This is a genomic window from Actinomadura sp. KC345, assembly GCF_004348515.1.
GTDB lineage: Bacteria > Actinomycetota > Actinomycetes > Streptosporangiales > Streptosporangiaceae > Spirillospora.
Genome location: NZ_SMKH01000108.1, coordinates 1 through 23383, shown reverse-complemented (window position 1 = coordinate 23383; position 23383 = coordinate 1). Strand labels below are relative to the sequence as shown.

Genomic DNA, 23383 nt, shown 5'->3' with positions numbered 1-23383 from the left:
GGCCTGGGGCAGCATGAGGAGGTCCGGCGAGCTCTCTGCTGCGGCCGAGTAGGCGGCCGGCGTCATCCGCGGGGCGGCGGAGGGCTGGGCCCAGCCTCGCGGTGTCTCCACCGGCTGGACGACCTGGTGGGGGGTGCCGCCCTCGGTGACCACGCGGCTGTCCACGGCCACGAACGCCGTGAAGCGGCACAGGACGCCGAAGCGGAGGGACGTGTCGACGATGCGCTGTTCCAGTTCGTCCGCACCGCCGACCGTGTAGCGGTCTTCAAGGTCGCGCAGATGCGCGCGGGCCCAGATGGATGTGGTGGCAGAGTTCTCGGTGACGGTGCCCGTGGCGTGCTGTTCCCACGCCGCCCCGGTGGATCCGGTGCCGCGGATCGACAGCGAGCCGGAGGGGGCGCCGCGGAATCGCCCCGTGACCACCAGCGGTACGCCGGGGAACAGTGCGCCGAGCCGGCCGGGGGCCACGGAGTCCGGAACGAGGTCCAGGTCGTCGGTGTGGAGGGTGAGTTCGGTCGCGAGCGGCGCGGCGATCCGGTGGTGGATCTGCTCCATCGCCTCGTCGAGGCGGTCCTCGGACTCGACCAGCTCGCAACGCCCCTGGCCGAGGGCGGCGAGGCGGTTCAGGAACCCGGCGTTGACGGCCTGGTCGATACCTACCGTGTGGACGCGGACACCGCGCAGGTGAGGTTGCAGGCGGGCGAGGATCTGGTCCTCGTTGCCGATCTGGCCGTCGGTGATGAGGACCAGGACCCGGTCGCGCGCCGAGTCGGCGAGCAGGCGGCAGCCCTCGTCCAGGGGACCGAGCATCTCGGTGCCGCCACGGGCGTTCAGCGCCGCCAGATGCTCGACCGCGCGGAACCGGTTGCGATCGGTGCCGTCGGCCATTCCGGCGCCGAGGTCGCGGGGGCGCTCGATGACGGTGTCGAAGGACAGGACCGCGAATCTGTCCTCGGGGCGGAGCGTGTCGACGATGCGGGCGGCGGCGCGGCGGGCGGCGACCATCTTCCACCCCTGCATGCTGCCGGAACGGTCGAGGACGAGCACCACGTCGCGCGGGCTCGGCCGGGCCTCTCCGGAGGGCAGCACTGTCAGGCTGAACGTCCCCTCCTCGCCCGACTCGTCCGGGACCAGGGACAGGGCCGCGCTCTCGTGCGGCGCGTAGTCCAGACGCAGGATGAAGTCGCGGTCGAGGCGTTCACCCGGCCGCAGCCGGACGGTGGTGCGTTCACCGTCGCCCTCCTCGGCCACCACGTGCAGCGCCGAGCGGATCTGGGTCAGCGGCAGCCCGGCCGGGTCGATGTCGACGGTGACGGCCAGCCGTACCGGGGCGGGAAAGCCCGGCAGCAGGACGGGCGGGCTGATCCGGGACGCGTCCGGCACGGAATCGGTGTCGTCGGCGACCCCGGAGCCGGCGCGCCCACCGTCCAGCGGCGTGCCCGGGATGTAGCGGGGCGCGACGACGAGCGGGAATCGGAACGTCGCGCTGGAGGACGACTCGTGCGGCAGGGGCTGGGTGAGCGTCAGCCTCACCGTGACGCTTTCACCGGGAAGGATGTTGCCCATCCTCATGCTGAAGACGTCCGGGCGGTCTTCCTCGGCGATCGCGGCGCGCTGTCCGGCGGCGATGGCGGCGTCGTAGTCCTGCCTGGCGCGGCCGCGTTCTTTCAACGTGCCCTCGATGACCCGGTCGGCGGCCTCCATGCGCAGCGCGGTGACGGCGGCGCGGTCGGGCAGCGGGAAGATGTAGGTCGCCTCCAGCGGCATGTCGAACGGGTTGCGGAAGCCCTGGACGACCTGGATACCGGCGGCGAGTCCGGTGATCGAGGCGTGCACGTCGACGGAGTCGAGCGGCAGGTTGCCCTTGTCGGTGGTGAGTGCCCCGATCCCGCGGTCGGTCGCCGGGGGGTCGGTGTCGGGTAGCGGCAGTATGCGCACGGTCACTGGGACCTCCGGGATGAGTCGGCGGACAGGAACGCGGGGGGTGCTGCGGGCGTGAGAAGACCGCGCCGCCGCAGTTCGTCGAGCAGCGGGCGCGCGGCGGCCTCGATGGCGGCGAGGTCGTCGCCGTCCAGCGCGGGCACGTCGAGCAGGAGGGTGAGGCCGGGTGTGAGGCGGACCCCCTGAACGACGGAGGTGCGAGCTTCGGCGGTGTCCGGCCTGCCGTAGTCATCGGCCACGGAGGCCGAGGTGTAGGACACGTCGGGCCGTGTACTCCAGAAGGCGGTGCGGGCGGGAGCGTTCCCCGGCTCCGGGTCCGGCGGCCCTGTCGCTTCCGCCGAGCCCGCTCCGTCGTCGCCGGCTCCCGCGGCGACCTGTTCGAGGGTCGCATCGGTCGCGGCGGCCAGTTCGAGCTGGATCTCGGCGATCGAGCGGCCCGCGGCCTGGCGGCGCTTCACGGCGACGAGCTGCAAGAGGTGGCGCGGGCCGTACAGGGCGGTGCGGCCGCGGCGGCCGAGCGGCGGGTCGACAAGGCCGATCGTGGTGTACCAGCGGATCAGCCGCTCGTTGGGCAGATCGCGCACCCGGCCGCTGACCTGCGCGGATCCGTCCGCGGAAAGCGCCGCGGCGGCGCGCTCCGCCAGCTCGCTGATCGTCCAGGTCCCGTCCATGGGCACGATGATGACACTGTCACGATGACAGTGTCAAATCCGATCGAAGATCAAGTTTCGGAAATCCTTGCTGGAAGGGCCGGGCTGCCGCACGCTTGTGCCTCCAGGTGCGGCTCGGGGGTCGAGGAAAAGGGGCCTTGCGGTGCGCAGCAGCGGTGTCGGCGTGTCCAGCGCCGGGGCCTCGGCCCTGTACCGCTACCGTGCGCTGGCCGCGGAGCATCGCTGGGAGCGACGTGCGATAAGAGCGGTGGTGGCCGGCGGCGCGGGAGTCGTCGCGGCCGGCGTGAGCGTCTGGTGGGCGGGGCTCCTGGCCGCTGTCCTCACCTTCGCCGCGCACGCGGCGTACGGGTGGCTCCGGCCAGGGCCGGTGACCAACTGGCGGCGGGGGGCCTTGGCCGAGCGGAGCACCGGCCGGAGGCTGGCCCGCCTGGATCCCGCGGGTTTTCACGTCCTGCACGACCGGGCCTTGCGGGGCGGTGCCGCTCCGACGGCGAATCTCGACCACCTGGTGGTCGGCCTGTCCGGTATCTACGCGATCGCAAGCCGGCGGTTCCGGGTGGGGGCTCGGTTGCGCACCGAACAGCGCCGCCTGTGGGTGGGACGCCGACCCGTCGTCGGTGTCACGGGTGTGGCCGCACGGGCCGCCGACACGGTGGCCGAACTCCTCTCCGAGGAGTTGGACCAGGAAGTCCACGTCACGCCGATTGTGGTCGTCCATGGCGCCCGTGTCGGGCGGGACGGTGTAGAGCATGAAGGGGTGCTGTTCTATCCGGCGAGGGCGTTCTCACGTGTGATTGCGAGGGAGCCCGTCATCTACACCAGCGCCCAGGTCGCCTCCATCGCCGCGGCGGCTGAACGGGCGCTGCCGCCGATGATGGAAATCCTTCTGCCTGATTGACCGGTTGAAAAGTGAAGCGTTGGGCGCCCGATCACGTGCCGCCGTATTCGATCACCCCTGCTGGCGTGGCTGCTAGATGATCGATCACTTTGGTTGGAGAACTGCGGTCGAAACCCCCTAAAACTCTCATGCCCGACACTCTCCCAAAAGTGTCCCTGAAGAGTAAGAATGGTGTTCGGTATCCGAGTTCGATCTCTTGAATTGGCCAGTAAAGAGCGCCCTGAACCTTTACCTTTTGTGGCATGCACGACCATCTCCTGGTCGAGGCGCTACGCGAGCGTGATCCCGACGCCCTGGCCGCCTTGTACGAAGCCCACGCCGGCCGGCTCTACGCCTACTGCTGGTTTCAATTGCGGGACCGGGACGCCGCCCAGGTGGCGTTGCGCGACACGTTCATCGGCGCGGAGGCGCACATCGGCAGGCTTCGTGACCCGGGCAGGTTCGCGCCGTGGCTCTACGCCATCGCCCGGGTGGAATGCGCGCGCCGGCTGCCGTCCAGGGAACAGCCGCCCGACGTTCCGGTCGCCAGCCACGACCAGGACGACGTCGACCAGCGCATCATGGCGTGGCAGGCGGTGCTGGCCCTGCGGCCGGTCTCCCGGGAGATCCTGGACCTGAGGGTCCGGCACCAGCTGTCCGTGCCCGATCTGGCCGCGGTGTTCGATGTACCGCTGAAGGACGCACAGTCATCTCTCGACCGCGCGCACGGCGAGATCGAAGAGGCGCTGACGGCCGAAATGCTCGCGTACCAGGGGCCGTACGGCTGCGCGGAACGTGCCGTGCTCCTGCGGGAACGGCACGGTGCGTTCACCCACGACCTGAACAGCCGGTTGATGGAGCACTCGGAGAATTGCTCCGTCTGCTGCGCTTTCCGCCCGCGTACCGTATCCGCGGCCAAGGTTTACGGGCTGTTGCCGGATCCCGCGCTGGCAGCCGAGCTCCGGCTACGGGTGATGAGCTGTTTCCTCGATCCGGAACTGGTCGGCTACAGACTCTTCGTCGCCACCCGCATCACCGAGTTCACGCCCGACGGGTTCCCCGTCCAAGGCACGCAGCCGGCACGGACGCCCTGGCCGGCGGACAAGGATGGACGGTCGTGGCTGCATCGCTTCCGTAGAACGCGTTCCCCGTCGAAGGAGCCGAGGCTCGGGGCGCAGGCCGTCCGTGTCGCTCTGGTGCTCACGGTGGTGGCCCTTCTGGCCGGCGGTGGGATCGCTTCTATGTACGGGTTCTTCGACACCGGAGAACAGGACGCTGACACTGTCGCCGGGCCACGTCCGACTGCTGTTCCCGGCATCTCGCAACGACCGGAGGATGGGCGGCGGTCGGACCGCCCGGAAGTTGTCGGCTACCTCAACGCCTCTCCCGTCTCCGCCACATTTCCGCTTGGCGCGAGGGCCCCATCCGCCCCGCCGACCGCGCTGCGGACATCGCCGCCGGCATCGCCGCCCGTGAATGCCCCTCCGGGCCCTGCGGCCAAGGGCGCTCTTGCGGTATCCCCGCTCTTTCTCGACTTGGCCGGGAACTCGGACGGGTCCATAGACCTGCATGCAGAAGGCGGACCAGTGACGTGGCAAGCGAAGACGTGGGGAGGCGTACAAGTTCACCCGGCGTCCGGACGGCTTGCGGCCGGGCGGAGTGTGACCGTGCGCGTCCACGTCCCGCGACGATCGAACTCCCACGGGGACGGCGGCATCACGTTCGCGCCAGGTGGGACTCAGGTGCACGTCACCTGGCGCCCTAACGATCCCGACCCGGGCCCGACGCCCACACCCACGCCGACGGGGCCTGGCCAAGGGAATCCGTCAACGCCACCGGAGACACACCGTCCGGGCGATCCTTCCCCTACTCGGCCTGATCCTTCGTCCTCTCCAGAACCGCCCCCCTCCGGGCCACCGCCCTCTGGTGACGGACCGGAGCCGCCACCGCCTCCAAAGCCTTCATCACCGCCCCCGTCCACCTCTCCCGGTACGAGTTCTCCCAACACGGGTCCTTCCAGTACAGGCACGACATCCAGTCCTTGACGGGAGTGGCGAAACTACCCGCCATTGCCTGAGTCAACTACTCTTCGTAGGTGATCGTTTGCGCTAAGCAGTACATGCCGGGGGGAGGACGTGCTCATGTCTCCTGGCGCAGCACAGACTCGTCGCGTGACCGCGTCCCCCACCCGCGGTGTGGTCCTGCGGCTGGCCGCCTTCTCGTCCAGCGTGGCGATCGGGATGGGCCTGTTGGCACCGGCCGCGTCGGCCCGCTCCGCCGCAGCCGATCCGACCCCAGGTCCGGAGGACGTTGAGCACAGCGAGCAGGAGGTCAGGGACCGGGCCGCCGAGGTCGGCCGGACGAAGGCCAAGCTCGCGCAGGCGGACGGTGAACTGGACCGGCTCGCCGTAGCCGCCGCAGCGGCCGTGGAGCGTTACCACGGCGAGCGACTCGAACTCCAACGTTCCCAGCGGGCCTACCAGGACGCCCAGGCGCGTCTGGCCGAGGCCGACCGGAGGACGGAGCAGACGCGCGCCGGCCTGGCGTCGTTCGCCGCGCAGCTCTACCGCACCAGCACCGGCTACGACCAGGTCTCGTCGGCGCTCGTCGGCCAAGGGGGTCCGCAGGGCTTCATGGACCGTGCCGCGCTCCTCGAGATGCTCGCCGAGAGACGAGCCGCGGTGGTGCGCCGGGTGGAGGCGTCCAAGAGCGTCGCCGATGTCTTCCGACGCCAGGCGCAGAAGGCGCTCGATGAGCAAGGGGCGGCGACGAAACGTGCCGAGGAGGCCAGGCGGCTCGCTCAGGAGGCGGTGGTCAGCCAGCAGGAGTCCGTGCAACACATCGAGGCGGAAAAGCGGCGGCTGGAGCGTCGGCTTGGGAGCGCTCAGGCGCGAGCCGTCCGGCTCAAGCGCGCGCGGGAACGAGCCTCGGAGAAGGTGGAAGCGCGCAAAGCCCGCACCGCGTTCATCGATTCAGGACGGCCCCAAGAGGGGCCGGCGACATCCGTCGCGCGTGGTGCCATCGCAGCGCGAGCGGCCTTGAAGTGGCTCGGCACCCCGTACTCCTGGGGCGGAGGCACGACAGCCGGCCCAAGCCACGGCATAGCGCACGGTGCGGGAATCCGCGGCTTCGACTGTTCGGGCTTGGCGATGTACGCCTGGGACAAGGCCGGCGTAGGGCTCGACCACTGGACCGGCACGCAGTGGACGTCAGGCCCGCACATCCCCATCGACGCGTTGCGTCCAGGTGACCTCGTCTTCTTTGCGAAGAACACGTCCGACCCCGGCACCATCCACCACGTGGGGATCTATATCGGCGACGGCCAGATGGTGGAGGCGCCTTTCACCGGTGGGCGGGTGCGCGTAGCCGGCATCCACCGAGGCGACCTGATCGGTGCGACCCGCCCCTCAGGCTGATACTGCGAGGGCCCACGCCGACCCTGGGGTGTGGAAGGCGAGAACCCTTCCGCGCGGCGTCCGTGCGGAAGGGTTCTTCACGTGCCGTGTCGCGGGGCGCGGGAGCGGATCGGCGCCGTCCGCGACTCCCGGCTGTGGGCGCGGCTCCACCGGTCAGGCGTGGCCGGTCGGCTGAGGCGGCCGTCCGGCGGGCCGGACGGGGGGCGCTCAGTGGCCGCCCTGGTCCGCCGCGCGCTTGAGCGACCGCTCGATCTCCAGCTCCGCCCCGTCGCGTCCCACCCAGCTGGCGCCCTCGACGGACTTGCCGGGCTCCAGGTCCTTGTAGACCTCGAAGAAGTGCTGGATCTCCAGCCGGTCGAACTCGGCGACGTGGTGGATGTCGCGCAGGTGCTCCATGCGGGGGTCGGTCGCGGGGACGCACAGGACCTTGTCGTCACCACCGGCCTCGTCGGTCATCCGGAACATGCCCACGGCGCGGCAGCGGATGAGGCAGCCCGGGAACGTCGGCTCCTGCAGCAGCACCAGTGCGTCCAGCGGGTCGCCGTCCTCGCCGAGGGTGTTCTCGATGAACCCGTAGTCGGCCGGGTACTGCGTAGAGGTGAACAGCATGCGGTCGAGCCGGATGCGCCCGGTCTCGTGGTCCACCTCGTACTTGTTCCGCTGGCCCTTAGGGATCTCAATGGTGACGTCGAAATCCAAGATGTCCTCCGCTCCCTGCACGCTGCAGTGAATAGTCTGGGAGCCCGTGGGCGAGGCCGTCCCCACTGGGTGTTCCCTTGTATAAGGATGTCGCACGTTGGTGAGTGCTGAGTGGGAGAGGGTCGGTCACGTGCCTGGGCGGGGCCGTGCCCTCATGGTCATGTCGCTGTCCCTCCTTAACGTTTTCACCGTCACCGCCGCGTTGGCAGTGGCCAAACTCACACCCGACCGCCACCTGTCCCCGCAGCCGCCCAGCGTGGCCGTGCGTGACCTCGTCCCGGTCCCGGCCTCGCTCGCGATCCCCGCGGCCGACCCGGCGTCGGGGCCGCTACCGGACGCGTCCACGCTGGCCGGACGGCTCTCGGGCCTGATCGGCGGACCCCACGCGAAGATCAATGCGGTGGTGATCGACGCGGCGACCCGCCGTCCGCTGTTCCAGCGGCGGGCCGACCAGCCCGCGACCCCGGCCTCGACGACGAAGCTGGTGACGGGGGTGGCGGCGCTGGCCTCGGTCGGTCCCGCACACCGGATCACCACACAGGTCGTGCAGGGTGCCGGCGGCCGGATCGTACTGGTCGGAGGCGGGGATCCTACCTTGACGGCACTTCCTGCGCGCCCTGGGGCCGGTCATCCACGGTGGGCGTCGCTCTTGGCCCTGGCTCAGCAGACGGCCACGGCGCTGAAGGCGTCCGGGGTGAAGCAGGTACACGTGGACTACGACGCGTCCGCCTATCGGGGCTCCCGTACGGCCCCCGGGTGGAAGCCCAACTACGTACCTGACGGGGAGGTCGCACCGGTCAGCGCACTGACGGTCGACGAAGGACGGGTTTCGCCAGGGGACTCGTCCAAGAGGACGCGGGTTTCGGATCCACCCGTCGCTGCCGTGAAGCAGTTCGCACAGTTGCTTTCCAAGAACGGAGTGGATGCGAATCCCGGGCGCAGTACGACCGCGCAGGAGGGAGCGGCGCGGCTCGGTGCTGTCCAGTCGCCGCAGATGTCCGTCCTGGTAGAGCACTTGATGACCGAGAGCGACAACGACGTGGCCGAAGCGGTGGCCAGGCAGGTCGCCCTCAAGCAGGGCCGTCCGGCGACGTTCGAGGACGCCGCGCTGGCCGTGGAGGAGGTCGTCGCCAAGCTCGGTGTCACGGAAGGCGTTTCGGTCAATGACGGCAGCGGCCTGTCCATCCTGAACCGCATCACGCCTCTCGCGCTCGCCCGCATCACCTCGCTCGCCGCCGGGGACGACCATCCGGAGCTCCGCTCGGCCGTTACCGGCCTTCCGGTCGCCGGGTTCTCCGGCACGCTGAGCCCGCCGCGCTTCGGCCTCCCCTCCAGCCAGGCCGGGGCCGGGGCGGTCCGCGCCAAGACCGGCACGCTGGCGGGCGTCAGCACGCTGGCCGGGCTCGCCCACGACGCCGACGGCCGGTTGCTCGCGTTCGCCTTCATGGCCGGGGACGGCAAGGGGCCGGTCGATCCCGGCAAGCTCGACCGGCTCGCGGCCGCGGTCGCGGCCTGCGGCTGCGGTGGCGCACCGTCAGCCGGAGGCTGAACGGGGTGTGGTTGGGGTCATATGGGAGATAACCAGGACGGTTGTTCGTTGAACGACTGAGCAGAGGCGCTCCGGCGCCGCGTCCGAAACGTACGGTGGAGTACATGAGCGCCTCAATGATCGACTGGAACGTGGCCGTCCAGGCCGGGACCCGGCTCGTCAGGCCGGGACCGCAGGTCAGCCATGCCGAGGCCCGCGAGGTCGTGGCGGAGCTCCGTGATCTGTCGAAAATCGCCCACGGGCATGTGCGGGACTTCACCGGCATGGCCTCCGAACTCGATCCCGACCCCGCGACGATCGTGGACAGGCCCGGTTGGATCCGGGCGAACGTGGACGGCTTCCGGGTGGTGCTCGAACCGCTCATGGAGCAGATGAACGAGAGGCGCGGTCCCGGACCGCTCGGCGGTGCGGGCAACGTGGTCGTCCAGGCGGTCGGCTCCCGCGTCACCGGCATGCAGGTCGGCGCGATCCTCGCCTACATGGCCAGCCGTGTGCTGGGGCAGTACGAGCTGTTCCTGCCGCCGGACCCGTCCGGCCAGGCCCCGACTGGACGGCTGACCCTGGTCGCGCCCAACATCGTGCACGTCGAGCAGGAACTCGATGTGGTCGCGCACGACTTCCGCCTCTGGGTGTGCCTCCACGAGGAGACACATCGTGCCCAGTTCACCGGTGTGCCGTGGCTGCGCGAGTACGTGCAGGACCAGATGACCCAGTTCCTGCTCGCCTCCGACCTCGACCCGGGTGTGATGCTGGACCGCATCCGGGACGCGGCCGAGGCCGTCGCAGACGCCGTGCGCGGCGGCGAGGCCAACCTCATCGACGCGATCCAGAGCCCCGAGCAGCGCGAGATCCTCGACCGTCTCACCGCGGTGATGACGCTGGTCGAAGGACACGGCGACTACGTGATGGACGCGGTAGGCCCGGAAGTGGTGCCGTCGGTCCAGCAGATCCGATCGCGCTTCCAGGGACGGCGGGACGGCGGTTCCAGGCTCGACAAGACGATCCGGCGCCTCCTCGGCATCGACCTGAAGATGAAGCAGTACGCGGAGGGGTCGCGCTTCGTCCGGCGGGTCGTGACCGAGGTGGGGATGAGCGGGTTCAACCAGGTGTGGCAGTCCCCGGAGACGCTGCCCACGCACGACGAGATCAAGGAGCCGGCCCTCTGGATGAACAGGGTCGTCGGTCCCCGCGCCCTTGATGCGCCCCCCGAAGCCAACGAAGCCTGACCCGACCGAGCACGACCCGTCATTGCGCCGGGGCTGGTCGCTGTGCGTGCGGGACGCCGGGCGGTGGTAAAGGTTCTGCATGGGGCCTGATCCGGCAGTGGCGGCGGTACGTCTCGCGGTACGGCGCGTCCTGGCGGACCTCCCACCGCGCGAGATGGTGCTGGCCGCGTGCAGCGGCGGCGCAGACTCCCTGGCGCTCGCCGGTGCACTCGCGTTCGAGGCGCCCAGGGCGGGACGTCCCGCAGGCGGGATCACGATCGACCACGGCCTCCAGGAGGGGTCGGGCGAGCGCGCCGACTCCGTGGTCCGTGTCTTGGCCGACCTGGGCCTGGACCCAGCCGGATCGATCGCTGTCACCGTCGACGGAGCCGGGGGCCCGGAGAATGCCGCCCGTGACGCCCGCTACACGGCGCTTGACGAGGCCTCCGGCCGACTGGGAGCCGCGGCGGTTCTTCTAGGCCACACCCAGGACGACCAAGCCGAAACCGTGCTGATGGGGTTGGCGCGTGGTTCCGGAGCCCGGTCGCTGTCAGGTATGGCGCCCGAATTCCGGCGCCGGTCCGGTGTCCACTACCGGAGGCCGTTGCTGGAGCTCGACCGTGCGACCACACGCAGGGCGTGCGAGGCGATGGGGCTGGACCCCTGGGACGACCCCCACAATGCCGACCCTGCCTACACGCGTGTGCGCGTACGCCATGAAGCGCTGCCCGCTCTGGAAAAGACCCTCGGCCCCGGTGTTACGGAGGCTCTGGCGCGGACCGCGAGGATGCTCCGCGATGACGCGGACTACCTGGAAGAGCTCGCCGCGCAGGCTTTCGCCGACCTGGACGCCCCTGAGGACGGGCACGGCGTGGCCGTCCTCGTGGAAGGGCTCGGGGACCTGCCCAGAGCCGTCCGAACCCGGGTTCTGCGGATGGCCGCGGTCACGGCCGGCAGCCCACCGGGTACGCTCGCGGCCGTCCATGTCGATGCGGTGGAGCGGCTGGTCACGGCCTGGCACGGCCAGCGGCACGTGGACCTGCCCGGGGGGCTACGAGCCGTCCGGCGGTATGGGAAGCTGCTGTTCGGCCGGACGGGCGAGGTCTGAGCGATGAGGGTGGGGTAGTGGACGAGAAGGACCTGGGCACGGACCTGGCGAAGGTGCTGATCCCCGAGGCGGACCTGCAGGCCAAGGTGCGGGAGCTCGCCGAGCAGATCGACGAGGACTACACCGGCAAGGACCTCCTGCTGGTCGGAGTCTTGAAAGGCGCCGTCATGGTCATGGCGGACCTGGCGCGCGCGCTGCACACGCCCGCCTCGATGGACTGGATGGCCGTGTCGTCGTACGGCTCGGGAACGAAGTCGTCAGGGGTCGTGCGCATCCTCAAAGACCTCGACACCGACATCCTCGACCGGCACGTCCTGATCGTGGAGGACATCGTCGACTCGGGCCTGACGCTGTCGTGGCTGGTGAGCAACCTGCTTTCCCGGGGCCCCGCCTCGCTGGAGATCTGCGCGCTGCTGCGCAAGCCCGAGGCGGTCACGACCGACATCGACGTGAAGTACATCGGATTCGACATCCCCAACGAGTTCGTCATCGGCTACGGGCTCGACTACGGGGAGAAGTACCGGAACCTGCCGTTCGTCGGCACGCTGGCACCGCACGTCTACGGTGGAGACGGCGCGTAGCCGCGTCCCGGCGCAGGGCCCAGTCCACGTACCGTTGAGGTGTTCGCACCGCTGAGGCGCCCCCGGGGCGCCTCCGGGGAACAAGAGACCGTGACGAATCGTTGCAAAGGTCGTTGACGGGTATATGGAAAGGATGCAGGGGAACGGCGTCGGCTGCGCCTTCTGCGCCCTGCGGTGTACCGTCGGTGTCCCGGACCCTCGGGTTGGGGAGCCACATGAGGGAAGCCGCTGTGGTGGGTCCGGAGCCCCGGGCGGCGGAGCCTCGTGAGTCGCATTGTTGGTCGCCCCGGCGTCCGTCCCCCGGGATGGACGAGGACTGTACACAGACGTTGGTCAGGAGGGACGGGCCCCGGAGGGGTAACCGGATAAATGGACGTGAAGCGCTACTTTCGCGGGCCGCTGCTGTGGATCCTGCTGTTCGGCCTCCTGGTCGCCCTTCTCATGTGGGGCATCAACCCCGGTCCTTCGTACGAGAAGGTCGACACATCGAAGGTCGTCCAGGAGATCAACGCGGGACAGGTGAAGTCCGCCAAGATCATTGACAAGGACCAGCGGATCGAGCTGACGCTCAACAACGGTGAGCATCAGGAGACGTCCTGGGTCGGGGGCCAGGGTCACCAGCTTCAGCAGGCGCTGCAGAAGCAGGCCGACGCGGGCAAGCTGTCCGGCGGCTACGACGTCGAGGTTCCACAGCAGAGCTTCTTCATGAGCCTGCTGTTCAGTCTGCTGCCCATCATCATCATCGTGCTGATCTTCCTGTTCATCATGAACCAGATGCAGGGCGGCGGCTCGCGGGTGATGAACTTCGGCAAGTCCAAGGCGAAGCTCATCACCAAGGACACTCCGACAACGACGTTCGCTGACGTGGCCGGGGCCGACGAGGCCCTGGAAGAGCTGGAAGAGATCAAGGACTTCCTGCAGAACCCGGCCAAGTTCCAGTCGATCGGCGCCAAGATCCCCAAGGGCGTCCTGCTGTACGGGCCGCCCGGCACCGGTAAGACGCTGCTGGCGCGCGCCGTGGCCGGCGAGGCCGGGGTGCCGTTCTACTCGATCTCCGGCTCCGACTTCGTCGAGATGTTCGTCGGCGTGGGCGCGTCCCGTGTCCGCGACCTGTTCGAGCAGGCCAAGACCAACGCCCCCTCGATCATCTTCATCGACGAGATCGACGCCGTCGGCCGGCACCGCGGCGCGGGCCTCGGCGGCGGCCACGACGAGCGCGAGCAGACCCTCAACCAGCTGCTGGTCGAGATGGACGGCTTCGACGTCAAGGGCGGCGTGATCCTGATCGCGGCGACGAACCGCCCCGACATCCTGGACCCGGCGCTCCTGCGTCCCGGCCGGTTCGACCGCCAGGTCACCGTGGACCGCCCGGACCTGGAGGGCCGCAAGGGCATCCTCAAGGTGCACGGCCGCGGCAAGCCGTTCGGCCCCGACGTCGACCTGGACACGATCGCGCGCCGTACTCCCGGCTTCACCGGAGCCGACCTGGCCAACGTGATCAACGAGGCGGCGCTGCTCACCGCGCGCTTCGACCGGAAGCTGATCGACATGGACACCCTTGAGGAGTCCATCGACCGCGTCATGGCCGGGCCGGAGCGCAAGACCCGGGTGATGTCGGAGAAGGAAAAGAAGATCATCGCCTACCACGAGGGCGGGCACGCCCTCGTCGCGCACGCGCTGCCGAACTCCGACCCGGTGCACAAGGTGACGATCCTGCCGCGCGGACGGGCCCTGGGTTACACCATGACCCTGCCGATGGAGGACAAGTTCCTCACCACGCGGTCGGAGATGACCGACCAGCTCGCCATGCTGCTCGGTGGGCGCACCGCGGAGGAACTGGTCTTCCACGAGCCGACCACCGGTGCGGCCAACGACATCGAGAAGGCCAGCTCGATCGCGCGCAACATGGTGACCGAGTACGGCATGAGCGAGCGCCTGGGAGCGCGCAAGTTCGGCTCCGGGCAGGGCGAGGTCTTCCTCGGCCGCGACATGGGCCACGAGCGTGACTACTCCGAGGACATCGCGTCCGCGATCGACGACGAGGTCCGCCGCTACATCGAGGGCGCCCACGACACCGCGTGGGAGATCCTCGTGGAGTACAGGGATGTCCTCGACGAGCTCGTCGTCAACCTCATGGAGAAGGAGACCCTGTCCAAGGACCAGGTCCTGGACATCTTCGCGCCGATCGAGAAGCGGCCGCACCAGAACTCCTACACGGGCTACGGCAAGCGTCTCCCGTCCGACCGGCCGCCCATCCTCACGCGCAAGGAGCTGGCCCTGCTCGGCCCTCAGGACGTCGCCGACCTGACCAAGGGCAACGGCCAGAGCGGCGTCCCCTCGGAGGCCGGCGACCCGGCGCAGGGTGAAAGCTGACCACCTTGGCTGAACCGCAGGACGAAACGGCTGCGCATGGCGAACCTGGTGGCGGGTCACCGCCCCCAGGTTCGCAGGCCGGCGCACAGGCCCGCTGGACGGCTGACGACGCCGCGCAGGACGCGGGGCGTGCGTTCGTCGAGGGCGAGGCACGGATCCTGGAGGAGCCGCCCGGGTTCGACCACGCGCGGATCGAGAAGGCGGTGCGCGAGATCCTGATCGGCATCGGGGAGGACCCCAACCGCGATGGGCTCCGCGAGACGCCGGCCAGGGTGGCGCGCGCGTACGCCGAGCAGTTCGCCGGCCTGCGCCAGACGCCGGAGGACGCGCTGACCACGGTGTTCGACGCCGACCACGAAGAGATGGTCCTGGTCAAGGACATCGAGGTGTACTCGGTGTGCGAACACCATCTGGTGCCCTTCCACGGAGTGGCCCACGTGGGGTACACGCCGAACAAGAAGGGCCAGATCACCGGACTGTCGAAGCTGGCCCGGCTGGTGGACGTGTACGCGCGCCGCCCGCAGGTCCAGGAGCGGCTGACCAGCCAGGTCGCCGACGCGCTGATGAGCGTGCTGGAGCCGAGGGGCGCGATCGTGGTGATCGAGGCCGAGCATCTGTGCATGACCATGCGCGGCGTGCGGAAGCCGGGCGCGAAGACGGTGACGTCGGCGGTGCGCGGCGATTTCCGCGATCATGCGGAAACGCGGTCCGAGGCGATGAGCCTGATTCTCGGCCGCTACTGACCGCGCACCCCGGTTTCGGGACGGCGAGCGACGGAACGGGCCTCAGCGACGCGCTGAGGCCCGTTCCGTCGTTGTGAGGCGCGAGTGCCGAGGGTGACTTACGTCAACATCTGCGCCGGACGGGTCGGCTCCTGAGGCGGATGGCCGGGGCGCGGCATGGGCCGCCGGTGGCGAGCCCGATCCGGTGGACCTGGGCGCGGGCGTGGCGGGTCGGATATTCCGGGTATGGCAAGCGCGACCGGAGGGCGTGCCGGATGCGGATCGGCGGCCGTCGTCGTCGCTTCGGGGGGTTGAGATCAAGGCATAGGGTTGGGTGTCATGACCAGTGCCGTCGTTCCGGGCCTGCCCGCGCCAGGGCGGTGCCTCGTCATGGGCGTGGTCAATGTCACCCCCGATTCGTTCTCTGACGGCGGGGCCTGGTTCGACCCGGAGAAGGCCATTCGTCATGGCCTGGACCTCGTCGCGGAGGGCGCCGACATCGTGGACGTGGGCGGCGAGTCCACCCGGCCTGGCGCGCAGCGCGTGTCACAGAGCGAGGAACTGCGTCGCGTGGTCCCCGTCATAGAGGCCCTCACGGCTGAGAACGTCCCGGTCAGTGTCGACACCATGCGCGCTGAAGTCGCAGAGGCCGCGGTCGGCGTGGGCGCCCGCCTGGTGAACGACGTCAGTGGCGGGCTGGCCGATCCGGCCATGCCTCGCGTGGTCGCCGCCACGGGCGTCCCGTACGTGGTGATGCATTGGCGAGGCCACAGCCACGACATGCAGACACGCGCCATCTATGCGGACGTCGTGCGTGAGGTGCGCGATGAACTGCTGCGCAGGGTCGACGCCGTACTGGCCGAGGGTGCCGATCCGTCCATGGTCATCCTCGATCCCGGCCTGGGGTTCGCCAAGCGCCCCGAGGCGGGGCACAACTGGTCCCTCCTCGCCCATCTGGACGCGTTCACGGGCACCGGGTACCCGGTCCTGGTCGGAGCGTCCCGCAAGGGGTTCCTGACCAGGCTGCTCGCCGACCCGGACGGGACGCCCCGCCCGTTCATCGAATGCGACGACGCCACCGTGGCCGTCACGTCTTTGGTGGCGGCCGCCGGTGCGTGGTGTGTGCGCGTCCACCGTGTCCGCCCGAACGCGGACGCGGTACGGGTGGCGGCGGCCATGCGCGCGGCACGTCCCGGCAACCGAGAGAGTCCTGAACAAGCCGCGGCAGACGATCGCGCCGACCACGGGAGTTCCCGCCTATGAGCCGTGCCGTGAACCGCACCGACGTGGACGAGGTACACGCCGAGTTCTACGCCGCGTTCGAGGCCGGTGACTTCGACCGCATGTCGGACGTCTGGGCGGACGGCCCGTACGCGGACGGCGTCTCCTGCGTGCATCCCGGCTGGACGATGCTGCGCGGCCGCGAGGAAGTGCTCCGCTCCTGGGCGCTCATCATGGCCAACACGACCTACATCCAGTTCGTGTTGACCGACGTCGAGACCGACGTGTACGGCGACCATGCCGTGGTGACGTGCAAGGAGAACGTCCTCACCGCCGACGAGGACACCGAGACCGGATTCCTCGCGGGGGGAAGCATCGTGGCGACGAACGTGTTCGTGCGGTCGGACGGGGAGTGGCGGCTTCTGCTCCACCACGGTTCACCCGTCCTCAACGTCGTGGATGCAGAGGAAGAATGAGTCTCGACCGCATCGAACTGCGCGGCCTGCGGGCGCGGGGGCGGCATGGATGCCTGCCCGCGGAGCGTGAGCTGGGGCAGGAGTTCGTGGTGGACGCGGTCCTCGGCCTCGACACCCGCCCGGCCGCCGCGGGGGACGACCTCTCGCGTACCGTCGACTACGGAACGCTCGCCGGCCGCCTGGTCGCCGTCGTCGAGGGGGAGCCCGCCAACCTCCTTGAAACGCTGGCCGACCGGTTGGCGACAATATGTCTGGAAGATACGACGGTGAGCGAGGTCGAGATCACCGTCCACAAGCCGAGCGCCCCGGTGCCGCACCCCTTCACGGACATCGCCGTGAAGATCAGGAGGAGTCGCCAATGACAGCGTCCGACCGCATGCACGACCGCACCGCCACAGGCGGCCACATGCTGGTCCAGCACCGCGTCGTTTTCTCGGTCGGCAGCAATTTGGGCGATCGCCTGGACAACATCCAGGAGGCGGTTGACGCGCTGTTCGACGCGCCGGGCCTGAGCTTCGTGGCGTTTTCCCCGGTCTACGAGACGCCGCCGTTCGCCCCGCCCGGCGAGACCATTCCGGAGCAGGGCGACTTCCTCAACGTCGTTCTGGTGGCCGACACCCGGCTGCCACCGGAGAACCTGCTCGAACGCGTCCTGAACATCGAGAATTCGATGCGCCGGGAGCGTGTGGTCCGCTGGGGGCCCCGCACACTCGACATCGACATCGTCGTGTTCGGGGACATCACGTCCGACGACCCCGATCTGACGCTCCCGCACCCGCGCGCGCACGAGCGGGCGTTCGTGCTCGTCCCCTGGGCCGACATCGAGCCGGACGTGCTGCTCCCCGGGCACGGCCGTGTCGGTGACCTCGCCCAAGCCAAGCAGTCGGAGGGTGGGCCGTCGGCCGTTCGGCGCCGGGAAGACCTGGCTCTCCAGCAGCCTGCATGAAACCGTCCCGGCCGCTGTTCCTCATCGCCCTGGTGGTCGTCGTCGCGCTGATCACCTGGGCGGTGCTGCGTTCGACCTACCTGTCATTGCCGCCGCTGCCGTGGACCGCGGTGCCGACGCTGCTGCTGCTCGCCCTCGGTGAGGGGTTCACGGGCGTGAACGTGCTGCGCCGGCTCCGCCGCAAGCGCGGAGAGGGGCTTCGGCCCGAGCCGGGCCGTAAACCGCCCCCCAAGCCGCTGGAGCCCATGGCGGTGGCGCGGATGGCGGCCTTGGGGAAGGCCAGCGCGCACTCCGCCGCGGTCATCGCGGGCGTCTTCGGCGGGTTCGCCGTAAGCCTTGCCTCGTCGCTCGACAAGCCGACCCCCCGCCACGACTTCTTCGTAAGCGGCGGCACGTTTCTGGCCGCGGCCGTCCTGGTGGGGGCTGCTTTCTTCCTGGAGTACGCGTGCCGCGTGCCCAAGGATCCGGATGAAGAGGAACGCGACCGCGGCGCGTCCCGTGCCTAGCGCGACCTAGGGTGCGCCTAGGGCTTGAGCAGGTACGGGACGCTCGCGGTCAGGAAGCGGCGCGGGAACTCGTCCCGTAGCCGCCACAGGCCGGCGTCGATGACGAAGTGGGCCATCACCGCGCCGAGGTAGGCGCCGTAGAGCGCCCGCTCCCAGATCAGCGGCGAGCCGTGCATGTGGGACGCCTGGTGGAGTGCGATACCGCCCGCCAGGGCGATGGTGGCCATGATGCACAGTCCGCTCAGCCCTGAACGGCCCCGCCTAGGTGCGCCTGACACCAGGCCGACGATGAGCAGGTACTGGTAGCCATGCGCGATGGTGAGCCCGGCGACCGCCGCGTACGGGGAGTCGAAGACGAAGACCGGGGTGAAGAACAACAACGAGATCAGGTAGATGGACGTGAACGCGATGGGTCGTCCGTCTCGCCTTGCGAGCGCGTACAGCCCGATGGCGACACCGCTGGCGAACACGGCGAACGCCACGGGGAACAGGAATCTGAGCGGCGGGTCCACGCCGAGCTGGAGAAGTTCCGGGTGGACGAGCAGCGCCGCGATACCGCCCGCCCCGGCAAGCATGATCGCCCGCCGTTCGAGCGGGCGGACCGATCCGGTCTTCTGCGCGACCCCCGCCAGCGCCGCCATCCCGAGGTTCTGCTTCTGGAAATGGAAGAACTGCCAGGCCAGGTAGACCAGCAGCGCCCATTGCAACTGCTCGAAAGGGACGATCACCGCGGTAAGCGCCGTGCCAAGGATCAGCGCCGCCGGTGCTATCACGTACCGGCCTCGGTGCACCGCGGCGTGGGCGCGGACCTCCGGCAGCGTGAAGAACCAGCCGGTCGAGGCCACATGCACGGACGAGCCGAGGAACAGCAGCGTTCCCAGCGCCCGGCCGGGCTGCTCCGAACCGTCGGGGGCGAGCACGATCGCCCCGGCGAAGGCGGCCGCCGACAGCAGGGCCGTTCCCAGCAGCCAGGTACGGCGCAGCGTCCGGAACGTCCGGGCGGGCCCCGGCTCCTGGGCGGCGGCCTGCCGCCCAGGAGCCGGGGTCGCGGTGGGCCTGACGGTGATCGCCGGTGCCAGGCCCTCGCTCGACTCGGTCACGGCGCCGGTCATCCGCCGCCGCAGAGCGCGGCCGCTCCAGCCGGATCCGCGACGACCAGGAACAGACCGGCGACGACGAACAGAGCAGCGAGCACACCCAGGGGGAGGAACACGGCCTTGGGAAAGCCCCGCTTCGGCTTGCCCTCGCTCCAGGACGTCCGGGCCCGGCCCCAGTCGGTCCACTGCTGTTCCGGCGAAGCCCAGTGCTGATCTCGCTGGGCCCAGTGCTGATCCGGCTGCGCCCACTGCTGTTCGGGCGGGACGGTGTGCGCCCCGGGCGACGGACCCTCGGTCATCATCTGCGTCATAGGCGACTCCTCACGTCATGTCCTCTGACGCGAACAGCCCACTGTCGGTTCAGGAATACCCTTACGGTCTCCGGTCGTGGGGCGGAGTCGTCATTTGTCGATGTCGCCCACGACGAAGAACATCGAGCCCAGAATCGCGATCATGTCTGCGACCAGGTTGCCGGGCAGGAGTTCTGTCAGTACCTGGATGTTGTTGAACGACGCGGACCGCAATTTCAGGCGCCACGGGGTCTTCTCTCCGCGTGACACGAGGTAGTAGCCATTGATGCCTAGGGGGTTCTCCGTCCAGGCATAGGTGTGGCCCTCCGGAACCTTCAGCACCTTCGGGAGCCGCTGGTTGATGGGGCCGGGCGGGAGTTCGGCCATACGGTCGAGGCAGGCGTCGGCGAGGTCGAGTGACGCGTGGACCTGGTCGAGCAGGCACTCGAACCGGGCCAGGCAGTCGCCTTCCGACCGGGTGACCACGCGGACGTCGAGGTCGCCATAGGCGAGGTACGGCTCGTCCCGGCGCAGGTCGAAGTCCACCCCGGACGCGCGCGCGATGGGGCCCGACACGCCGTACTGCAGGATCTGCTCCCGCGTCAGGACGCCGACGCCTCTCGTCCGGGCCCGGAAGATCTCATTGCCCATGATGATGTCGTCGATGTCGCCCATGCGGGCACGGACTTCGGACACCGCGGTCCGCGCGCGCGCCGTCCAGCCGGCGGGAAGCTCCTCCTTGAGCCCGCCGACCCGGTTGAACATGTAGTGCATACGTCCGCCGGAAATCTCCTCCATGACGCGTTGCAGCACTTCACGCTCACGGAACGCGTAGAAGACCGGCGTGATGGCGCCCATTTCGAGCGGATAGGAGCCGAGGAACATCAGGTGGTTGAGGATCCGGTTGAGCTCGGCCAGCAGCGTCCTCGTCCATACGGCGCGGGCCGGAACCTCCATGCCGAGCATCCGCTCGACGGCGAGGACGACGCCGAGTTCACTGGAGAACGCCGAGAGCCAGTCATGGCGGTTGGCCAGGACGATGATCTGCCGGAAGTCGCGGACCTCGAAGAGCTTCTCCGCTCCCCGGTGCATGTAGCCGACGATGGGTTCGGCCGCCGAGATCCGCTCGCCGTCCAGGGTCAGCTTCACCCGCAGCACGCCGTGCGTGGACGGGTGCTGGGGGCCGATGTTCAAGGTCATGTCCTCGGTGGCGAGCTCCTTGGCGCCCGCACCGATCCCGACGATCCGTTCGGTGGTCATGGTCGCGCCTCCGCCGCTCCGATCACCGCTTCATGGTCCCATGGCGATCGGCACTCGTTATCCGGTTGACTAGGGGGCAATGAACGCGAGCCACGGCGAACCGCCTTACGAGCCCGCCGCGAACCCTGGGCAGCAGGGCGCGGCGCACCCGCCCGCGCCGCCGGGCCCGGGTCATGGGGGTCAACCGCCAGGCCAACCCCCTCAGCCGGGTCAGCCCGGCCAGGGGCAGGTACCGGCACACTACCCGCCGCACCAGCAGGCGTCCGGGGCGCCCGTCTACCAGGCGGAGCAGGCGTTCGCGCCCGGTGGCGGCCTTGAGTGGTACCCCATTTCCAAACGCCACGCCTGGCACAGGCTCCTCTCCGCCGCCCTGTGGTCCATCCCGGTCGGGGGTGTCGGCGCTCTCGTCGTGTGGGGGAACGGTGGCCTGATCCCCGTCGTGATGTGGGTCGCCGCCGTGGTTCTGGGGGTCATCCTCGCTTGGCTGGTGGCCGAACTCGACCGACGGGCTTACGGCTATGTCGAGCGCGCGGACGACCTCATCGTCACGCACGGAGTGTTCGTCAAGCGCCTCATCGTCGTCCCCTACGGGCGGATGCAGTTCGTGGACGTCACGGCTGGGCTCCTGGAGAGGTGGATGGGCATCGCCACCATCCGGATGCACACCGCCGCCGCGGCGACGGACGCGACCATCCCTGGTCTGCCGACCGCCGAGGCCGCACTCCTGCGCGATCGCCTCGCTCATAAAGGCGAGGAACGGAGCATGGGCCTATGAGCGGCCCCTATGGCCCACCTGGACCACCGGGCCCGTACGGGCCCTACGGTCCCCAGGGCCGTCCGGGGCCGCACGGTCCCCCTGGCGGGCACGGTCCTCCGGGGCCGCAGGGTCGCCCCGGGCCCCCTTACGGCCCGCGTCCGCCTTACGGCCCGCGTCCGCCTTACGGGCAGCAGCCTGGCCCGCCCTATGGCCCGCCTCGTCCCCCTTATGGCTACGGGCCACCTCCGGGGCGGCGTCCGCCTATCCGGTTCTCCGAGGGAACGCACAAGCTCCACTGGGCGACGGTGCCTCTGCGTGCGTTCATCATCCTCATCATCTATTTCGTCCTGGTGGGCTTTCCCCTCCTGCTGACGCAGACGGACGACACCATCGCCCTGGAGCTCACCCCAGAGGTGCTGGCCAGATTCTTGATCGTGACCGTCCCCATGGTGCTGATCGCATTCGGAACGGGTCTCTGGTCGTGGCTGGGCCTACGCTTCCGTGTCGACGGTGACGACCTTGTCGTCGAGACCGGTCTGCTTCGCAAGAACAAGCGCCGGATCCCGCTTTCGCGCATCCAGGCCATCGACCTCGTCCGTCCTCTGGTGACACGAGCGTTCGCCCTGGCCGAGGTCCGGGTCGAACTGGCCGGGGGCGAGCAGAGCGAGATCGTGCTCCGCTACCTCGGGCGGCGCTCCGCCCACCAGTTGCGCGCCGAACTCCTCGCCCTCGCCGCCGGGCTGCCGGGCCACACGCCCGAGGCCCCCGAACGGCACCTGTGGCGCGTCCGGTTCGGCCCGCTTCTCGCGTCCCTGCTCATCCGGCTGCCCGTCCTCGGCACGGTGCTTCTTTTTCTCGCGTCCGTGGTGTTCCTCCTGATGTACGCGGAGGGCGGCATGCTGGCCGTCACCATCCCCGTCCTTCTGGGGCTCATCCGGGCGGTCGTCGCACCCCTGGTGATGTACGCGAACTTCACGGTGGCGATGTCTCCGGACGGCATCCGCCTCCGCTACGGATTGCTGGAGACCAGGATGCAGACGCTTCCTCCCGGGCGCGTCCAGGCCGTCAGCATCGTCGAACCGGTGATCTGGCGCAGCCTCGGCTGGGCCCGCGTCGAGGTCACCGTCGCGGGTTACGCGGGGGAGCGGCAGGCGCTGTCCTCGACGCTGCTGCCCGTCGCGCCCCGGCAGGTCGCCATGCATCTCGTCTCGCAGGTCTTCCCCGGGACGCACGTCGACGCCGTGTCCCTCGTCCCCGCTTCCTCCAAGGCCGTGTCGGTCGACCAGGCGGACGGCGCCGGCACCGACGACGTGGTCTTCGTGACCCGGCATGGCTGGCCCTGCCGTCGCACCGACGTGATCGCCCACGCGCGAGCGCAGTCCGTGCGCCTCACCGCGAACCCGCTCCAGCGCCTGTTCGGCCTCGCCACCGTCCATGTCGACGCGCCTCCGGGACCCGTCCAGGTCACCGCCACCGACCGCGAGCTCGGCGAGGCCCGCGCGATCGTCGAATCGACCGCCCGGCGCGCCTTGGCCGCCCGCCGCGGCGGCGGCGGAGACCCGACGCGCTGGGCCCGCTGACGGACTTATCCACAGGACCGCGTTCTCCTTCCCCGTCCCGCCGGTCTCGACGAGCATGGAACCGGTTCGGCCTGCTGGACGGGGAGGACGGGCCGGACCCGCGGTGAC

The 23383-nt window shown here is 69.7% G+C and carries 22 protein-coding genes; 16 read left to right on the top strand and 6 right to left on the bottom strand.

What is annotated here, in order from left to right:
* Both E1281_RS19330 and E1281_RS19325 read right to left on the bottom strand, forming a co-directional pair.
* Positions 1–1944, bottom strand: a 1944-nt coding sequence (locus E1281_RS19330; protein ID WP_131880138.1) for a VIT domain-containing protein, incomplete at its 3' end; no start/stop codon positions are given.
* On the bottom strand, positions 1941–2612 hold the full coding sequence (locus tag E1281_RS19325) for a MerR family transcriptional regulator (protein WP_131880136.1): 672 nt from the start codon (positions 2610–2612) through the stop codon (positions 1941–1943). The genes E1281_RS19325 and E1281_RS19330, both read right to left, overlap by 4 nt.
* 142 nt (positions 2613–2754) lie before the next feature.
* On the opposite strand from E1281_RS19325, the gene E1281_RS19320 reads away from it, so the two are divergent.
* The 3 genes from E1281_RS19320 (at position 2755) to E1281_RS19310 (ending at position 6905) form a co-directional block, all read left to right on the top strand.
* The gene (locus E1281_RS19320; RefSeq protein WP_165959003.1) at positions 2755–3510 is read left to right on the top strand and encodes a nuclease-related domain-containing protein; all 756 of its coding nucleotides are present in this window, start codon (positions 2755–2757) and stop codon (positions 3508–3510) included.
* Positions 3511–3752: 242 nt separating this feature from the next.
* Positions 3753–5534, top strand: a complete 1782-nt coding sequence (locus E1281_RS41955) for a sigma-70 family RNA polymerase sigma factor (RefSeq protein ID WP_131880132.1) — start codon at positions 3753–3755, stop codon at positions 5532–5534.
* A 126-nt stretch (positions 5535–5660) separates the two neighbouring features.
* A complete protein-coding gene (locus tag E1281_RS19310) occupies positions 5661–6905 on the top strand; it encodes an NlpC/P60 family protein (RefSeq protein ID WP_243717119.1) in 1245 nt (414 codons plus the stop codon).
* A gap of 207 nt (positions 6906–7112) precedes the next feature.
* On the opposite strand, the gene E1281_RS19305 is transcribed toward E1281_RS19310, so the two are convergent.
* Complete coding sequence (locus tag E1281_RS19305; RefSeq protein ID WP_131880130.1) at positions 7113–7604, bottom strand: inorganic diphosphatase; 492 nt, start codon at positions 7602–7604, stop codon at positions 7113–7115.
* Between the two features lie 208 nt (positions 7605–7812).
* Between E1281_RS19305 and dacB the strand changes: the two genes are divergently transcribed.
* The 11 genes from dacB (at position 7813) to E1281_RS19250 (ending at position 18291) form a co-directional block, all read left to right on the top strand.
* Positions 7813–9153 (top strand): D-alanyl-D-alanine carboxypeptidase/D-alanyl-D-alanine-endopeptidase, encoded by a 1341-nt coding sequence (dacB, locus tag E1281_RS19300; protein ID WP_131880147.1) that lies wholly within the window; start codon positions 7813–7815, stop codon positions 9151–9153.
* A gap of 116 nt (positions 9154–9269) precedes the next feature.
* On the top strand, positions 9270–10379 hold the full coding sequence (locus E1281_RS19295; RefSeq protein ID WP_131880145.1) for a zinc-dependent metalloprotease: 1110 nt from the start codon (positions 9270–9272) through the stop codon (positions 10377–10379).
* 79 nt (positions 10380–10458) lie between these two features.
* Positions 10459–11466: a tRNA lysidine(34) synthetase TilS gene (gene tilS, locus E1281_RS19290; protein ID WP_131880128.1), complete on the top strand. Its 1008-nt coding sequence runs from the start codon at positions 10459–10461 to the stop codon at positions 11464–11466.
* A 17-nt stretch (positions 11467–11483) separates the two neighbouring features.
* Positions 11484–12047 carry a hypoxanthine phosphoribosyltransferase gene (hpt, locus tag E1281_RS19285; protein ID WP_131880126.1) on the top strand — a complete coding sequence of 188 codons (564 nt, stop codon included), beginning with the start codon at positions 11484–11486 and terminating at the stop codon, positions 12045–12047.
* A gap of 369 nt (positions 12048–12416) precedes the next feature.
* Positions 12417–14420, top strand: a complete 2004-nt coding sequence (gene ftsH / locus E1281_RS19280) for an ATP-dependent zinc metalloprotease FtsH (RefSeq protein WP_131880124.1) — start codon at positions 12417–12419, stop codon at positions 14418–14420.
* 155 nt (positions 14421–14575) lie between these two features.
* Positions 14576–15163 carry a GTP cyclohydrolase I FolE gene (gene folE, locus E1281_RS19275; RefSeq protein ID WP_131880143.1) on the top strand — a complete coding sequence of 196 codons (588 nt, stop codon included), beginning with the start codon at positions 14576–14578 and terminating at the stop codon, positions 15161–15163.
* 318 nt (positions 15164–15481) lie between these two features.
* A complete protein-coding gene (folP, locus tag E1281_RS19270) occupies positions 15482–16405 on the top strand; it encodes a dihydropteroate synthase (RefSeq protein ID WP_165959002.1) in 924 nt (307 codons plus the stop codon).
* Positions 16402–16839: a nuclear transport factor 2 family protein gene (locus tag E1281_RS19265; RefSeq protein WP_131880122.1), complete on the top strand. Its 438-nt coding sequence runs from the start codon at positions 16402–16404 to the stop codon at positions 16837–16839. The genes folP and E1281_RS19265 overlap by 4 nt, the downstream gene beginning before the upstream one ends.
* Complete coding sequence (folB, locus tag E1281_RS19260; RefSeq protein ID WP_131880120.1) at positions 16836–17201, top strand: dihydroneopterin aldolase; 366 nt, start codon at positions 16836–16838, stop codon at positions 17199–17201. The genes E1281_RS19265 and folB overlap by 4 nt, the downstream gene beginning before the upstream one ends.
* A gap of 14 nt (positions 17202–17215) precedes the next feature.
* Positions 17216–17785, top strand: a complete 570-nt coding sequence (gene folK, locus E1281_RS19255; RefSeq protein WP_243717117.1) for a 2-amino-4-hydroxy-6-hydroxymethyldihydropteridine diphosphokinase — start codon at positions 17216–17218, stop codon at positions 17783–17785.
* A complete protein-coding gene (locus E1281_RS19250; protein WP_131880116.1) occupies positions 17782–18291 on the top strand; it encodes a DUF3180 domain-containing protein in 510 nt (169 codons plus the stop codon). The genes folK and E1281_RS19250 overlap by 4 nt, the downstream gene beginning before the upstream one ends.
* A gap of 17 nt (positions 18292–18308) precedes the next feature.
* On the opposite strand, the gene E1281_RS19245 is transcribed toward E1281_RS19250, so the two are convergent.
* From E1281_RS19245 to E1281_RS19235, 3 genes are all read right to left on the bottom strand, one after another.
* Positions 18309–19391 carry a hypothetical protein gene (locus tag E1281_RS19245; RefSeq protein WP_131880114.1) on the bottom strand — a complete coding sequence of 361 codons (1083 nt, stop codon included), beginning with the start codon at positions 19389–19391 and terminating at the stop codon, positions 18309–18311.
* An 8-nt stretch (positions 19392–19399) separates the two neighbouring features.
* The gene (locus E1281_RS19240; protein ID WP_131880112.1) at positions 19400–19699 is read right to left on the bottom strand and encodes a hypothetical protein; all 300 of its coding nucleotides are present in this window, start codon (positions 19697–19699) and stop codon (positions 19400–19402) included.
* A gap of 90 nt (positions 19700–19789) precedes the next feature.
* Positions 19790–20938, bottom strand: coding sequence for an NADH-quinone oxidoreductase subunit D (locus E1281_RS19235; RefSeq protein WP_131880110.1), 1149 nt, complete (start codon positions 20936–20938; stop codon positions 19790–19792).
* 79 nt (positions 20939–21017) lie between these two features.
* Here E1281_RS19235 and E1281_RS41285 point away from each other — a divergent pair, with 79 nt between their 5' ends.
* Positions 21018–21713: a PH domain-containing protein gene (locus E1281_RS41285; protein WP_207943366.1), complete on the top strand. Its 696-nt coding sequence runs from the start codon at positions 21018–21020 to the stop codon at positions 21711–21713.
* 287 nt (positions 21714–22000) lie between these two features.
* Complete coding sequence (locus E1281_RS19225; protein ID WP_243717115.1) at positions 22001–23275, top strand: PH domain-containing protein; 1275 nt, start codon at positions 22001–22003, stop codon at positions 23273–23275.
* Positions 23276–23383: the final 108 nt, after the last annotated feature.

Coding starts and splice junctions, on each gene's coding strand:
- E1281_RS19325 (WP_131880136.1), bottom strand. CDS start 2,612: ATGGACGGGACCTGGACGATCAGCGAGCTGGCGGAGCGCGCCGCCGCG.
- E1281_RS41955 (WP_131880132.1), top strand. CDS start 3,753: ATGCACGACCATCTCCTGGTCGAGGCGCTACGCGAGCGTGATCCCGAC.
- E1281_RS19295 (WP_131880145.1), top strand. CDS start 9,270: ATGATCGACTGGAACGTGGCCGTCCAGGCCGGGACCCGGCTCGTCAGG.
- tilS (WP_131880128.1), top strand. CDS start 10,459: ATGGGGCCTGATCCGGCAGTGGCGGCGGTACGTCTCGCGGTACGGCGC.
- ftsH (WP_131880124.1), top strand. CDS start 12,417: ATGGACGTGAAGCGCTACTTTCGCGGGCCGCTGCTGTGGATCCTGCTG.
- folP (WP_165959002.1), top strand. CDS start 15,482: ATGACCAGTGCCGTCGTTCCGGGCCTGCCCGCGCCAGGGCGGTGCCTC.
- E1281_RS19265 (WP_131880122.1), top strand. CDS start 16,402: ATGAGCCGTGCCGTGAACCGCACCGACGTGGACGAGGTACACGCCGAG.
- folB (WP_131880120.1), top strand. CDS start 16,836: ATGAGTCTCGACCGCATCGAACTGCGCGGCCTGCGGGCGCGGGGGCGG.
- folK (WP_243717117.1), top strand. CDS start 17,216: ATGCACGACCGCACCGCCACAGGCGGCCACATGCTGGTCCAGCACCGC.
- E1281_RS19250 (WP_131880116.1), top strand. CDS start 17,782: ATGAAACCGTCCCGGCCGCTGTTCCTCATCGCCCTGGTGGTCGTCGTC.
- E1281_RS19240 (WP_131880112.1), bottom strand. CDS start 19,699: ATGACGCAGATGATGACCGAGGGTCCGTCGCCCGGGGCGCACACCGTC.
- E1281_RS19235 (WP_131880110.1), bottom strand. CDS start 20,938: ATGACCACCGAACGGATCGTCGGGATCGGTGCGGGCGCCAAGGAGCTC.
- E1281_RS41285 (WP_207943366.1), top strand. CDS start 21,018: ATGAACGCGAGCCACGGCGAACCGCCTTACGAGCCCGCCGCGAACCCT.